The 14,100-nt window shown below is 67.8% G+C and carries 13 protein-coding genes, 1 tRNA gene and 1 riboswitch; of the genes, 10 read left to right on the top strand and 4 right to left on the bottom strand.

Going from position 1 to position 14,100, the window contains the following annotated elements:
* Nucleotides 1-49: 49 nt before the first annotated feature.
* A complete protein-coding gene (locus tag K32_RS17555; RefSeq protein WP_201400754.1) occupies nucleotides 50-958 on the bottom strand; it encodes a LysR family transcriptional regulator in 909 nt (302 codons plus the stop codon).
* A 253-nt stretch (nucleotides 959-1,211) separates the two neighbouring features.
* On the opposite strand from K32_RS17555, the gene K32_RS17550 reads away from it, so the two are divergent.
* The 8 genes from K32_RS17550 (at nucleotide 1,212) to K32_RS17515 (ending at nucleotide 9,351) form a co-directional block, all read left to right on the top strand.
* Nucleotides 1,212-2,078: an ABC transporter permease gene (locus tag K32_RS17550; RefSeq protein ID WP_201400753.1), complete on the top strand. Its 867-nt coding sequence runs from the start codon at nucleotides 1,212-1,214 to the stop codon at nucleotides 2,076-2,078.
* Nucleotides 2,075-2,815 (top strand): ABC transporter ATP-binding protein, encoded by a 741-nt coding sequence (locus K32_RS17545; RefSeq protein WP_201400752.1) that lies wholly within the window; start codon nucleotides 2,075-2,077, stop codon nucleotides 2,813-2,815. Before K32_RS17550 ends, K32_RS17545 begins: the two co-directional genes overlap by 4 nt.
* Before the next feature lie 23 nt (nucleotides 2,816-2,838).
* On the top strand, nucleotides 2,839-3,840 hold the full coding sequence (locus tag K32_RS17540; RefSeq protein ID WP_201400751.1) for an ABC transporter substrate-binding protein: 1,002 nt from the start codon (nucleotides 2,839-2,841) through the stop codon (nucleotides 3,838-3,840).
* Nucleotides 3,837-4,913: an LLM class flavin-dependent oxidoreductase gene (locus K32_RS17535; protein WP_201400750.1), complete on the top strand. Its 1,077-nt coding sequence runs from the start codon at nucleotides 3,837-3,839 to the stop codon at nucleotides 4,911-4,913. The genes K32_RS17540 and K32_RS17535 overlap by 4 nt, the downstream gene beginning before the upstream one ends.
* On the top strand, nucleotides 4,910-6,133 hold the full coding sequence (locus K32_RS17530; protein ID WP_201400749.1) for an SfnB family sulfur acquisition oxidoreductase: 1,224 nt from the start codon (nucleotides 4,910-4,912) through the stop codon (nucleotides 6,131-6,133). The genes K32_RS17535 and K32_RS17530 overlap by 4 nt, the downstream gene beginning before the upstream one ends.
* 14 nt (nucleotides 6,134-6,147) lie before the next feature.
* On the top strand, nucleotides 6,148-7,239 hold the full coding sequence (locus K32_RS17525) for an ABC transporter substrate-binding protein (RefSeq protein ID WP_201400748.1): 1,092 nt from the start codon (nucleotides 6,148-6,150) through the stop codon (nucleotides 7,237-7,239).
* A gap of 160 nt (nucleotides 7,240-7,399) precedes the next feature.
* Nucleotides 7,400-7,505: riboswitch (TPP riboswitch) on the top strand.
* A gap of 62 nt (nucleotides 7,506-7,567) precedes the next feature.
* Nucleotides 7,568-8,365, top strand: coding sequence for an ABC transporter permease (locus tag K32_RS17520; RefSeq protein WP_244669577.1), 798 nt, complete (start codon nucleotides 7,568-7,570; stop codon nucleotides 8,363-8,365).
* A gap of 41 nt (nucleotides 8,366-8,406) precedes the next feature.
* Nucleotides 8,407-9,351 (top strand): ABC transporter substrate-binding protein, encoded by a 945-nt coding sequence (locus K32_RS17515; RefSeq protein ID WP_201400747.1) that lies wholly within the window; start codon nucleotides 8,407-8,409, stop codon nucleotides 9,349-9,351.
* A gap of 43 nt (nucleotides 9,352-9,394) precedes the next feature.
* On the opposite strand, the gene K32_RS17510 is transcribed toward K32_RS17515, so the two are convergent.
* The 3 genes from K32_RS17510 to K32_RS17500 all read right to left on the bottom strand — a co-directional run bounded on the left by K32_RS17510 (nucleotide 9,395) and on the right by K32_RS17500 (nucleotide 13,473).
* Entirely contained in the window at nucleotides 9,395-11,257 is a 1,863-nt protein-coding gene (locus K32_RS17510; RefSeq protein WP_201400746.1) for an adenylate/guanylate cyclase domain-containing protein, read from the bottom strand.
* A gap of 164 nt (nucleotides 11,258-11,421) precedes the next feature.
* Entirely contained in the window at nucleotides 11,422-12,339 is a 918-nt protein-coding gene (gene rpoH / locus K32_RS17505; protein ID WP_201400745.1) for an RNA polymerase sigma factor RpoH, read from the bottom strand.
* Nucleotides 12,340-12,462: 123 nt separating this feature from the next.
* The gene (locus K32_RS17500; RefSeq protein WP_201400744.1) at nucleotides 12,463-13,473 is read right to left on the bottom strand and encodes an RluA family pseudouridine synthase; all 1,011 of its coding nucleotides are present in this window, start codon (nucleotides 13,471-13,473) and stop codon (nucleotides 12,463-12,465) included.
* On the opposite strand from K32_RS17500, the gene K32_RS17495 reads away from it, so the two are divergent.
* Together K32_RS17495 and K32_RS17490 are read left to right on the top strand one after the other, a co-directional pair.
* Nucleotides 13,472-13,867 carry a hypothetical protein gene (locus K32_RS17495; protein ID WP_201400743.1) on the top strand — a complete coding sequence of 132 codons (396 nt, stop codon included), beginning with the start codon at nucleotides 13,472-13,474 and terminating at the stop codon, nucleotides 13,865-13,867. The two genes, K32_RS17500 and K32_RS17495, sit on opposite strands and share 2 nt — an antisense overlap.
* 120 nt (nucleotides 13,868-13,987) lie before the next feature.
* Nucleotides 13,988-14,062 (top strand) — tRNA-Glu (locus K32_RS17490).
* Nucleotides 14,063-14,100 lie beyond the last annotated feature (38 nt).

Here is a 14,100-nt window from a genome sequence, read left to right as displayed (position 1 = left end):
CGAAATCGCGGCTCATCCTGCGTGCCATATCCTGCGGGACGCTTGCCGGTCAGCCTGCGGCGATGCGCTCGGGGATGTCGCCGGCGCGCAGCATCCTGAGGAAGGCGCTGGAAGCGCTCGACGAACTGCCGCCCTTGCGCTCGATCAGGCCGATGTTGCGGGAGATCTCCGGCTCCGTGATCGGAATGATCCGGGCCCGCTTCGGGTTCACCCGCGCGACGCTCAGCTCCGGCAGCAGCCCGACGCCGAGGCCCGCCTCGACCAGCGAGATGACCGAATCGGCCCGCGTCAGCACGTGCGACGTTCCGATCTCCATGCCGTTGTCGCGTAGCACCTGCTCCAGCACATCGCGGATGCCCGTGCCCTTGGCGAGCGTGATCAGCTCGCGCTCCGGCAGGGCCGCGAGCGGCAGGGTGTCCATCCGGCCGAGCGGATGCTCCAGCGGCACGACGGCGAAGAAGCGTTCCTCGAACAGCGGCGAGAAGGAGAGATCCATCTGGCGGCCGATGCCCGGACCGACGCCGAAATCGGCGATGCCCTGGCGCACGAGATGGTCGACGCCTTCCGAGATCTCCTCCAGCAGCCGCACGTCGATATCCGGAAAGGCCCGGCGGAATTCCGCCATCAGCGGCGGCAGCACGCTGTTCGCCAGCGACGGCGTCGCCGCGATGGTGACCCGGCCATGCTTCAGCGCCGCCTGCTCGCGAACCTCCGTGACCGCGACCTCTAGGTCCGACAGCATCTTGGTCACGCGCTCGAAGAAGCGTTCCCCCTCGGTCGTCAGCTGGATCCGCCGGGTGGTGCGGCTGAAGAGCGTGACGCCCAGCTCGCTCTCCAGTTCCTTGATCTGCGCGCTCAGCGTCGGCTGCGAAATGCCTACGCGTTGCGAAGCGCGCAGGAACTGACCCTCCTCGGCGATGACGAGGAAGTTGCGCAGCTTCTGAAGCGTGAGTGACACCCGATTTCCCCTTTATCCGCCGATCTCAGCGGTTCCGAGCCGCAACTTATATCGCCCGCGCGCGCAAACGCGAGGGGAGCGGCGCGCCGGCATCGCTGTGCCGCTCTCTCGCGCTCCCCGCCCTGCGGGGCCGCGCTCTCGCGAAAAACTGTTTCCTGACCGCCCGGAAGTTTCGAATCGAAACTCTCCTATAAATAGACGCTATATATAGGATTGACCTCATGTTGATCGCGCAAGCGACCAAGGAGGGGTCATGTCCGAAATCGCAGGCGAGCGCCTCGCAGCTACCCGGCCAGCCACCCGGCGCAATCCGCTCGGGGCCCAGGTCCGGGCCTGGTTCAAAGGGGCAAGGGCTGCGGAAATCCTCGCGTCCTTCGCCCGTCGCGCCGTGGTTCCGATCCTGCTGATCGCGCTCTGGCAGCTGGCGGCGAGCCGGGAATGGGTGGATCGCGCCGCGCTGGAATCGCCCGCGCAGGTCTGGGCCACCTTCGTCGAACTGGCGTCGACCGGCGAGATCCTCGTCCATATCGGCACGTCGCTGCGGCGGGTGCTCTACGGCCTCGCGATCGGGGGCACACTGGCGGTCTTCATGGGCGTGGTCTCCGGCCTCTCCCGCGTCGGCGAGGAGGCGATCGATCCGCCGCTGCAGATGATCCGCGCCATGCCCTCGCTCGGCATGGCGCCGCTCCTGGTCATCTGGCTCGGGATCGACGAGGGCGTGAAGGTCGGCCTGGTCGCGATCGGCGTCGTCTTTCCCCTCTACATCAACCTCTACAAGGGCATTCGCGGCATCGACCGGCGCTATGCGGAGCTCGCCCAGATCTGCGGCGCCAGCCGGCGCGAGCTGCTGACGCGGGTGATCCTGCCCGGGGCTCTGCCCTCGGCGCTCGTCGGCCTGCGCCTCTCGCTCGGCATCGCCTGGCTCAGCCTCGTCATCGGCGAGGGCATCAATGCGCAGGGCGGCATCGGCTATCTCGTCGCGCAGGGCCGCAACGCGCTGCAGACCGACTGGATCATCCTCGGCCTGATCCTCTACGCGATCCTCGGCCTCGCCATGGAGGCGCTGGTGCGCCTGCTCGAATGGCGCCTGCTCCCCTGGAACCGGAGCTTCCTGCGATGAACGCGCCCCTGAGGCAGTCTCGCCAGACGAGCCCCGATATCGGGCTCGAAGCGATCGACGTCCGCAAATCCTTCGGCGAGCGCACCATCCTCGACGGGGTCAACCTCTCGCTGCCGCGCGGCCAGATCCTGGCGATCGTCGGCGAGTCCGGCTGCGGCAAGAGCACGTTGCTGCGCCTCTTCGCCGGTTTGGACAGCGCCTCGGAAGGCGCCGTCTTCGTCGCCGGCAAGGTGTCCGTCGCCTTTCAGGATTCGCGCCTGATGCCGTGGCTGAAGGTGTGGGAGAACGTCGCTTTCGGCCTGCCTTTCTCGCGGCGGGAGAAGCGCGAGAAGGCGCTCGGCGTGCTGGCGGAGGTCGGGCTCGGTCATCTCCGCGACGCCTGGCCGGGGACGCTCTCGGGCGGCGAGGGGCAGCGCGTCGCGCTCGCCCGCGCGCTGATCCGCGACCCGGCGGCGCTGCTTCTCGACGAGCCGTTCGGCGCGCTGGACGCGCTGACGCGCATCCGCATGCACGCGCTGCTGCTCGGCCTCTGGCGCAAGCACGGCTTCACCGTCGTCATCGTCACCCACGACGTCGACGAGGCGCTGACGCTGGCCGACCGCGTCGTCGTGCTCGGCGAAGGGCGCGTCCTCGACCAGTTCCCCGTCGAGGCGTCGCATCCGCGCAACCGCCTCGATCCCGATTTCGGCCGCCTGCGTGAGCGGATCTTCACGCAACTCGGCGTGCCCACCGTCTGATCCCTCCCAACAAGGACCGCATCATGTCCGTCATCGATACTGACCGTCCGCGACGCCGCCGCATGACCGCGCTCGCGACAGGCCTCGTCGCCCTGCTGGCGACCTCGTCGTCGGCCTTTGCCGAGGATGTCGTCCTGAAGGTCGGCGTACCGCAGGCCTTCGGCTATTTCGCAGCCCTCTGGCAGAAGGACGTCCAGCTTCCGGGCGTGAAGGTCGAGTACAAGTACTTCCCCAACACCGCGGACCTGAACGACGCCATCCTGTCCGGCGCCGTCGACATCGAGGACCAGGGCGAGATCGGCCCGATCCAGATGGCCGCCAACGGCTCGAAGAACAAGGTCGTCGCCTGCACCGGGCCGAACGGGCACAACACCAATTTGATCGTGCGCCCGGAAGTCGAGGCGAAGACCTTCGCCGACCTGAAGGGCAAGCGCATCGCCTATGCCCAGAACAACAACCACAAGCTCTTCGTGCTGCACCTCCTGAAGGCGCACGGCCTCAAGGACGAGGACATCACCTCGGTCAACATCCTCGGCGCCGAGGCGGTGTCGGCCTTCGTCACCGGTCAGGTGGACGCCACCTCGCAGAATTCACCGACCGCGGCGCAGATCCTGGAAAAGGTGCCGGGCAGCTACGTGCTGGCGCGCGGCGACGAATACGACATCTCGAACCTCTACTGCATCTTCGCGACGCCGAATGCGGTCGCGAACAAGGCGGAGGCGATCCGCGCCTTCATCCGCGAATACGAGAAGATCATCCAGTGGGCCAAGGCCAATCCGGACGAATATGTGAAGCTCGTCGCGCCGAAGCTCGGCGTCTCGGAGAACGCGGTGCGCACGGCGCTCAACAACAATTCCGGCGGCCTCGCGCGGATCGATGACGCCTTCCTCGCCGAGAAGCAGGTCTATGCCGACGAGGTGTTCGACTCGGGCATCATCCGCCGTCGCCTCGACGCGAAGGACCTCTTCCTGACCGACTTCAACGACGCCATCGCCAACCCCGTCGTGCCGGAGGCGAAGCCGTGAGCGGGCAGGGGAGGATACGCTTCGGGGTCTGGGCCCCGCATCACGGGTATTTCGGCGCGGACAGCCATCCGGACGATCTTCCGGATGCGAGCTACCGGCACAATCGCGAAGTCGTGGTCGAGGCCGAGCGCCTCGGCTTCGACGCGGCGCTGATCGCGCAGCACACGATTAGCCCGCGCAATGCCGAATCGGACGTTGTCGACGCCTGGACGGCCTCGGCCGGCATCGCCGAGGCGACGAGCCGCATCGAGATCATCGCGGCGATCAAGCCGTTCCTGCACAATCCGGGCGTGCTGGCGAAGCAGGCGCTCGGCATCGACCAGATCAGCCATGGGCGCTTCTCGATCAACCTGGTGAGCGGCTGGTTCCTGCCGGAGATCCAGCAGCTCGGCATCCCGCTCCGCGAGCATGACCAGCGCTATGCCTATTCGTCGGAATGGCTGGAGATCGTCCGCCGGCTCTTCGCCGGCGAGACCGTCACCTATCGGGGCGAGCATCTTTCGGTCGACGGGCTGTCGCTGCGGCCGCGACCGCTGCGGCCCGGCGGGCCGACCATCTATTTCGGCGGCGAGTCCGAACCGGCGCGCCAGCTCGCGGCGGCGCAGGCCGACACCTATTTCGTCAACGGCCGCTCGCTCGCCGAGACGCGGGAGCTGATCGTCGATCTCGCCTCACGCCGAGGCGCCGCGCCGCCGCTCCGCTTCGCGCTCTCGGCCTTCGTCATCGCGCGCGAGACGGAGGCGGAGGCGCAGGCGGAGTTCCAGCATCTGCTGTCGCTCGTCAGCCGCAACGAGATCGCCCGCCTGCGTTCCGGCACCGACAAGGCGGTGCAGATGATGAAGGTGAATGCCGGCGTGCCCGTCGTCGGCTCGAATGGCGGCACCAATGCGGGGCTCGTCGGCAGCTACGAGCAGGTCGCCGACCGCATCGTCGCCTTCCGCGAGGCCGGCATCGACCTCTTCATGCTGCAGTTCCAGCCGCTCCTGGCCGAACTCCGGCGTTTCGGCGAACACGTGCTGCCGCTCGTGCGCAAGCGCGAGGAACGGTCTTTGTGCACGGAGGCGACGTCATGAACGCCCGGGCGGAACCGTTGCGGCAGCCGGCGCGGGTGATCCGGTCGGACGTCGAGGCGATCGCGGTGGCGGAGGCCTATGCGGATCGCATCCGTCCCTCCGCCTCCGAGCGCGACCGGAACCGGACCCGGCCCTGGGCCGAGATCGCCGAGCTGCGTGCGACCGGCCTGCTCGGGATCACCGTGCCGCGCGCCTTCGGCGGGCCGGAAGTCTCGATCCATACGCTGGTCGAGGTGTTCCGCATCCTCTCGGCCGCCGATCCGGCGATCGGCCAGATCCCGCAGAACCACTTCTCCCATCTCGAGAACATCCGCGCGCTCGGCAGGCCCGAGCAGAAGGCCTTCTTCTATGGCGGCATCCTCGCCGGGCAGCTCTGGGGCAATGCGCTGTCGGAGCGCGGCACGCCCAAGGGCGGTTACGCCAACATGAAGACCCGCATCGAGCGGGGGCCGGATGGCGGCTACATCCTGAACGGGACCAAGTACTACACCACCGGGGCGCTGTTCGCGCAGTGGCTGCCGGTGGCAGCCCTCGACGGCGACGGCCGCGCTCACATGGTGATGGTCGAGCGCGAGGCGCCGGGCGTCGAGATCGTCGACGACTGGAACGCGATGGGCCAGCGCGGCACGGCGAGCGGAACCGCGACCTTTGGCGGGGTCGTCGTCGGCGAGCGCGATGTCGTGCCGATCTGGCAGTATGATTCCGGACCGAGCACGCGCCCGGCCTTCGGCCAGATCATGCATGTCGCCGTCGATATCGGCATCGCGCAGGAAGCGCTCGCCGATACCGTCGCCTATGTCCGCGAGCGCAGCCGGCCCTGGTACGGCGCCGAGCTGGAGCGGGCGGGCGACGACCCGCACATCATCCGCCGCGTCGGCGAACTGCATGTCGAGACCGAGGCGGCCTGGTCGCTGCTGCTGCGCGCCGCCGACACGTTCGACCGCGTCCGCGCGGCGCCGCGCGACGACAAGGCGACGGTCGATCTCGCCATCCTCGTCGCGGCCGCCAAGGCGGCGGCCTCGGCCGTCTGCGTCAAGATGGGCAACGACCTGTTCGCGCTCGCCGGCACCAGCGCGGCCGACGAGACATGGAACCTCCACCGGCACTGGCGCAATGCCCGCACCCATACGCTCCACGATCCGGAGGTGTGGAAATACCACTACATCGGCGATTTCATCCTCAACGGCCGCATCCCGCCGCGCCAAGCCCTCCTCGTCTGAAGAAAGGAATTTCCATGAGCAGCATCGCGCCGCCGCCCGGCCTCTCCTCCGCCGGGACGCTGCCGCAGGACATCTGGTACACGGTCTGTCCGGTGCCTTCCGCGGCGAGCATCGCCTTTGCGCGCGGCGAGTATGCGTCGGAGTTCGAGGGAACGGGCGTGACGCTCAACTCGATCCGCTCGCATCCGGACCGCAAGATCCGGGAAGCGCATTACGACCAGTCGCACGAGAACCTGTTCCGCGAGGGCGGCAACATTCCGCCGATCGTCGCCCGCTCCAAGGGCCGCAATCTCCGCATCATCGGCCTCTCCTGGATCGAGCATTATTCCCGCATCCTGGCGCTGCCGGGCTCCGGCATCCAGAACCCCGGCGATCTGAAAGGCAAGCGCCTCGGCCTCATCAAGCGTCCGAACGATCCGGTGGATTTCCCGCGCGCCACGGCGCTGCGCGGTTATCTCGCCGCGCTCGAAAGCGTCGGCCTCGGATCGGATGACGTCACCTTCGTCGATATCGTGCTGGACGAGCCGCTGGTCGGCAAGCCGCCCGAGGGGCAGGCGCTGAGCAGCTCGTATTTCTCGGCGCGGGTGACGCGGAAGCGGCAGGGGCCGGAGCTGAAGGCGCTGATCACCGGCGAGATCGACGCCATCTACCAGTCGTCGCAGGCGGCCGAGTTCGAGGCCCTGCTCGGCGCCGAGGTGGTCGCCGACATCGCGGCGTTCCCGGAGGTCAAGAGCCGCATCAACAATCTGGCGCCGGTCGCCTTCACCGTGCGCGGCGAACTGCTGGAAAGCCGCCCCGACGTCGTGGCGCGCTACCTCGCCCGCGCAATCAAGACGGCGCGCTGGGCCGCTGCCAATCCCGGCGACGCCAAGCGCCAGATCGCCAGGGACAGCAGCATCGCCGAGGAATGGGTGGATGCGGCCTATTCGGCGTCGGTGCACACCGCGCTCGAGCCGTCGCTGACGCCGGAGCTGATCTCGCTGCTCAAGGACCAGAAGGATTTCCTCGTCCGCTGGGGCTTTGCCCCGCATGACTTCAGCGTCGCCGACTGGATCGCGCATGAGGCGATCGAAGAGGCGCGCCGGCTGGTCGACGCGGGGCGGTAGTCGCCCGAATAGACCGGTACGATCGCGCGCGGGGCAGGGGCGAGGTCCGTGCTCCGCGCGATCGTTTTCCATTCGGCTTTCGATAGCCGGGTAATCTTGCCTGCATAGCTGCTTCCCGGGGCATGGCTCTTGCGCCCGCGTTCGTCCTCGGCCATGCTCCGGCCATTCCGAGGGGTGTTCGCTGACGCGAGCTGAGATGGCCATGGGCCGAACCCTTCGAACCTGATCCGGGTCATGCCGGCGAAGGGACGGGAAGCTGGTTCACGACGTCTGCTCGTTCATCGCCATAGGTATGGCCTCGTCCGTATTCCGGAGGAGCGGCTTCGCCATGGCGGCACGGGCTGAATATGACGCACCCGATCGAGGGGGCGGATGGCTGGGCGGCGTGCTGCGCGCGCTCCTCGTCGCCGTCGCGCTGATCGCCATCTGGCAGGCGGTGATCCTCGTCTTCGCGCCGCCGCCCTTCATGCTGCCGCCACCGGCCCGCGTCTGGCGGGCCCTGGTCGAACGTCCCGACCTCTGGCAGCGCGACGCCGTTACCACGCTGATCGAGACCGTCTCGGGCCTCGTCACCGGCGCGCTCGCCGGCATCGCACTGGCGCTGGTGATGACCTTCGTGCCGGCGATCCGGCGCATCCTGATGCCGCTCCTGATCGTCACCCAAGCCTTCCCCGTCTTCGCCATCGCGCCGCTGCTGGTGCTCTGGTTCGGCTTCGGCATCGGCTCGAAGATCGTCATGGCGACGATTGCCATCTTCTTCCCCGTCGCCTCCGCCTTCCATGACGGGCTGACGCGGACGGAGGCCGGGCTGATCGATTTGAGCCGCCTCTATCGCGCCCGGAACTGGCAGGAAATCCTCTATTTCCGCATCCCCTACGCGCTGCCGGCGCTCGCCTCGGGGCTGCGCGTCGCCGCCGTCTACGCCCCCGTCGGCGCGCTGATTGGCGAATGGGTCGGCGCGTCCTCCGGGCTCGGCTACGCCATGCTGATGGCGAACGGCCGCGCGCAGACCGACGTCGTCTTCGCCGCGCTGGCGCTGCTCGCGGCGATGGCGGTGCTGGTGCGCGCCGCGGTCGACATCGCCACCCGCCACATCGCGCCCTGGGCGCCGGAAACGCTTTCCTGACCTCTCGCCTGACCTCTCGATCCGCAAAGGAACCCTATCCGATGAAACGCTTCCCTCGCCTTGCCGCCCTCGCGTTCGCGGCGGCGATCTCGGTCGCGCCGGCGCAGGCCGCCGACAAGCTGACGGTCCTGCTCGACTGGTTCTACAACCCGGACCATGCGCCGCTGGTGATCGCCAAGGAGATGGGCATCTTCGAGAAGCACGGCCTCGACGTCGAGATGATCGCGCCGGCCGACGCCAGCGCGCCGCCGCGCCTGGTCGCCGCCGGCCAGGCCGACATCGCCGTCACCTACCAGCCGGACCTGATGCTGCAGGTCAAGGAAGGCCTGCCGCTCACGCGCATCGGCACGCTGATCGAGACGCCTCTCAACGCGCTGATCGTGCTCAAGGACGGGCCGGTGAAGACGCTCGCCGACCTGAAGGGCAAGAAGATCGGCTATTCCGTCGCGAGCCTGCAGAACGCCTATATCGACACCGTCCTCGCCACGGTCGGCCTGACCGAGAAGGACGTCGAGATGGTCAACGTCAACTTCAACCTGACGACGTCGCTGATGTCGGGTCAGGTCGACGCGATCATCGATGGCTACCGCAATGTCGAACTGATCCAGCTCGGCCTCGAGGGTAAGCCCGGCAAGGCGTTCTTCCTCGAGGAGCACGGCGTGCCGTCCTATGACGAGCTCATCTATGTGACGCGGAACGAGCTGCGTGGGGATCCGCGCATGGCGCGCTTCCTCGCCGCGATCGAGGAGGCGACGATCTACCTGACCAACCATCCGGACGAGGCGCTGGCCGTGTTCCTGAAGGCGCATCGCGATCTCGACAACCAGCTCAACCGCGATTCCTACTATGCGACGCTGCCGCGCTTCGCTAAGCGCCCGGCGGCGCTGGATATCGGCCGCTATGACCGCTTCGGCGAATTCATGAAGGCGAGAGGTCTGCTCGACACGGTGCCGCCGATCGACAGCTACGCGATCGCGCCGCGCTGAGGACGTTGCGGCCGGCCATCCGTTCCCCGGGTGGCCGGTCGTCTCAGGCGGCGGTGCCGTCCGCCTCGGTGATCAGCACGACGGACTCGGGCTTCGGATCGTCGGGGAGGCCGGCGAGGCGCAGGCCTTCCAGATATTGGTCGAGCGCCGGGCCCGACAGGTTCCGGATGGCGGCGGCGATGCCGCCGATCGTCAGGCCGGGATTCTCGGCGAGCAGGCGGCGAACCGCGCTGCGGGCGAGTGTCATCTGCCCGGCGAGGGCGGCGGACGTGGCCAGCAGCCGGTAGGCCCAGACCATGCCGGGCCGGCCATGCAGGGCGCGACCGGCGAAATGCGCCGCCTCGGCATAGCGGCCGAGCAGGAAATGGCAGGTCGCGATGCCGGCGAAGGCGTTGAACTGGATCGGATCCTCGGGGCTGAGCGCGATCGCCTTCTCGAAGGCCAGGATCCCGCCTTCCGGATCGCCGGAATAGGCCTTGGCGTAGCCGAGCCGCGTCCACGCCCAGGCGAAGGTCGTGTCGAGCGCGATGGCGCGCTCGATATAGACGAGCGCGCGCGCCTGGTCGGTCATCAGGATCGAGAAGGTGGCGCCGATCGCCGTCATCACCAGCGGGTCGGCCTCCGCCGTCTCGGCCGCCTGTTCGGCGAGCGCGAGCGCGATGTTGCGGTCGTGCACCGGGTCCTCGGACCAGAGATAGGTGATCTGCTGGCTCAGGCACCATGCCTTCAGGCTGAGCACCGTGCCGGAGCTGGGATCCGAGGCCAGCGCCTGCTCGAGCAGCGCCAGCGCCGCGGCGTTGTCCTCGCGCCGATGGGCCCAGAAATGCGGCATCGCCTTCAGCACGAGATCGTGCGTCTTCAGCGTATCGGCCGCCTTGCGCTGCGCCCGCTCGATCTCGGCGCCGCGCACAGCCGGCCTGAGCGCGCCGGCGACGAGCGTCGCGACGTCGTCCTGCAAGGTGAGCGGATCATGCACCGTGCCGTCCTTGCGGCCGGACCATAGATGAGCCCCGGTCTCGGCCTCGACGAGCTGCGCCGTGACGCGCAGCACGTCGCCCGCCTTGCGGACGCTGCCCTCGATGACATAGCGCACGCCGAGGTCGCGTTGCAGCGCGCGCACGTCGGTCGGCCGGTTCTTGTAGGTAAAGGCGGAGTTGCGGGCGATGACGCGGATGTCGCGCACGCGCGACAGCGTCGCCGTCATCTCCTCGACGACGCCGTCGGCGAAGCCTTCCTGGTCACGCGCCGGCGACAGATCGTCGAAGGGTAGCACGACCGCGAGGGGGCGCAGGTCCGGCGGCTGGGCCTGCTGCAGCTGCGGGACGCCGAGCCTCGGGGGCGTCAGCATCTGGCCGGGCGTCGGCGGGAGGCTGGGCAGCGGCTTGCCGGCTGGCATCCAGAACCAGGCCTCGACGGGGTAGGGCACGCTGCGCAGGTGCAGGAATCCGGCCGGGCGGAACGCCGCCGCGGGTTCCGCCAGCAGCTGCCAGCGGACGGAATGGGTGATGGCGATGCCGCCGGGCGGCGCGGCCGCCTGCAGCCGCATGGCGAAGCCGATGGCGGCGCCGAACCGGTCGTCCCCGGTCAGGATGATGTCGGCGAGCACGATGGCCGCGCGGACCTCGACCGGCGAACGGTCGCGCGCGGCGTTGCGGGCGGCCATGGCGGTCTGGAAGGCCATCGTCCATTCGACCGCGTCGAGCACGCTCGGGAATTCGACCAGCCCGCCGTCGCCCATCGTCTTGATGATGTGCGCGCCGTAGCGGCCGAGCGTCGGGCGGACCAGCGTCCGGTAGATCGAACGCATCTCCCGAATCGCGCCGAGCTCATCCCGCTGGATGAGCTCGGAATAACCGACCACGTCCAATGCGGCGATGACTGTCAGGCGACGACGCGGGCGCGCCATGGCTGATCCTCAATCCCGAAATGAATGAGCATGGAGGCATCCGTGACTTACGCTACGGCATGCCTCAGCTGTCGGATACAATACCCCGACGATTTTCGCAATAGGTTCGTTTCGAAAGAAAGGTGAAATATCAACGCGCGGGGTCGAACGCGGCCGACGCTTGCTCAGGCGTCGGTCGCGGCCAGTTCGTCGTCACCATGGTTGCGCTCGAGGTCGCGCGCCCCTCGGCGCACGGCCTTCTGCACTTTTTCGAAGGCGCGCACCTCGATCTGGCGGACGCGTTCGCGGCTGACGCCGAATTCGGCGGAGAGTTCCTCCAGCGTCATCGGCTCGTCGGCGAGGCGGCGCGCCTCGAAGATGCGGCGCTCGCGCTCGTTCAGGACGCCCATCGCGTCGCGCAGCAGCTTGCGGCGGTTGTCGGCCTCTTCCTGGTCGGCGAGGATGGTTTCCTGGCTGTCGCTGTCGTCGACAAGCCAGTCCTGCCATTCGCCGCCCTCGGCATCGGCGCGCAGCGGCGCGTTCAGCGAGGCGTCGCCGCCGAGACGGCGGTTCATCGAGATGACGTCTTCCGTCGTGACGCCGAGCTTGGTGGCGATCTGCTCGACCTGGTGCGGCTTCAGATCGCCTTCCTCCAGCGCCTGGATCTGGCTCTTCATCTTGCGAAGATTGAAGAAAAGGCGCTTCTGGTTGGCGGTCGTGCCCATCTTGACCAGGCTCCACGAGCGCAGGATGTACTCCTGGATCGAGGCCTTGATCCACCACATCGCATAGGTCGCGAGGCGGAAGCCCTTTTCGGGCTCGAACCGCTTCACCGCCTGCATCAGGCCGACATTGCCTTCGGAAATCACTTCGCCGATCGGCAGCCCGTAGCCGCGATAACCCATCGCGATCTTCGCCACCAGACGAAGATGGCTGGTCACCAGCTTGTGCGCGGCGCTGCGGTCGTCATGCTCCTTATATGCTTTGGCGAGCATATATTCTTCGTCCGGCGCGAGCATGGGGAAGCGCCGGATATCGTCGAGATAGCGAGACAGTCCGGCTTCGCCGGACGCGATGACAGGAAGACTTGCTCTGGCAGCCATTGTGCCCCCTCCGTTCTGACGGCGCTCCCCGAAAGCCAGCGCCGATCGCGGCCACTTTGGCCCGCGTGGAGATATATAGGCACGAAATACAAGTTTAACAGGACCGCGCGGCGCGGTTTCGGTTCACAGTCCGTTGAAAGCTTCGATCAGTTCGGCCAGATCCGCCGGCGGCTCGGATTCGAAATGCAGCGTCTCGCGCGTCGTCGGATGCTCGAAGCCGAGCAGCCAGGCATGCAGTGCCTGGCGGTGGAAATGCGACACGAGCGTGCGCGCCGGCTCGGGCAGGCGGGCCGCCTTGGTGAGGAAACCCTTGCCATATTCCTGGTCGCCGATCAGCGGCAGGCCCATGGCGGCCATGTGGACGCGGATCTGGTGCGTGCGCCCGGTCTCGAGGCGGAGATCGAGCAGGCTGGCGATCGGCGCCGTCTTGTCGCCGAAGCGCTGCTCCACCGTATAGTGGGTGATCGCTTCCTTGCCGCCCGTCTTCAGCACGGCCATCTTCAGCCGGCTGGTCGGCGAGCGGCCGATCGGCGCGTCGACCATGCCGTAGGGCAGGGCCGGAACGCCCCAGACGATCGCCTGGTAGCCGCGCTCGAGCGGGCCGCTGCGGCCGTGATCGGCGAACTGCTTGGCGAGGCCCTTGTGGGCGCGGTCGTTCTTGGCCACCACCATCAGGCCGGTGGTGTCCTTGTCGAGGCGGTGCACGATGCCCGGCCGGCGCACGCCGCCGATGCCGGACAGGCTGTCGCCGCAATGGGCGATCAGCGCGTTGACCAGCGTGCCGCTCCAGTTGCCGGCGGCGGGATGCACCACGAGGCCCGCCTGCTTGTCGATGACGAGCAGGTCGTCGTCCTCGTAGACGACGTCGAGCGGGATAGGTTCACCTTCCGGTTCCGGCGCGACGGCCGGCGGCACGGCGACGCGGATGACGTCGCCCGCGTTGACCGCCTTTTTGGCCTCCACTATGGTCGCGCCGCCGATCGAGACGTGACCGGCCTCGATCAGGGATTTGAGGCGGCTGCGGGACAGATCGGCAATCGCGGCGGCCAGATAGGCATCGAGGCGCCGGCCTGCCGCGTCCGGTTCGACCACGAGGTCGACGATTTCCTCGCCGTCATCCGGAAACTGGTCCATGGCTCACACTTCTTCCTCTTCGGCCCCGCACTCGCCCAATCCTTCGGAACCACAGGACGAAGCGCCGCTCGATCCGGCGATGGAGCGCGTCCGGCAGAAGCTGCGGCGGTTGATCCTGGTCTCGGGGACGACGGTCCTGGTCGGCTTTCTCGCCGTGCTGTTCGCCGTCATGTACAAGATCGCTCCCGATCGAAGCAAGCCCGCTCTGCCGGCGAACGCCGAGCCGGTCACGATCGCCGACGTCCTGCCGGCCGGCGCGCGGGTCGTCTCGACGGCGCTCAGCGGCAATCTGCTGGCGCTGACGATCGAGGCCTTCGGCGCGACCCGCGTCGTCGTCATCGATGTCGGCACTGGCGCCGTCGTCCGCCACCTCGATCTCGGCACGGCGCGCTGACCGGCCGCGATCCGGGCGAGGAAAAAGTTCTTCACAGGCAGTTTGAAGAAGTTTGGCGAGACGCTCTTGCCAAGCTCCGACCCAATCGGTATATCGCGGTCATCCGAAGCAAACGGATGTGCGCCCTTCGTCTAGCGGTCAGGACGTCGCCCTCTCACGGCGAAAGCAGGGGTTCGATTCCCCTAGGGCGTACCAAATTTGCTCCTCCTCCCCGACAATCTGAGTTCGATCGT

It is taken from the genome of Kaistia sp. 32K, from assembly GCF_016629525.1.
Classification (GTDB): Bacteria; Pseudomonadota; Alphaproteobacteria; order Rhizobiales; family Kaistiaceae; genus Kaistia.
This window is presented reverse-complemented; position numbering and strand designations above follow the sequence as displayed.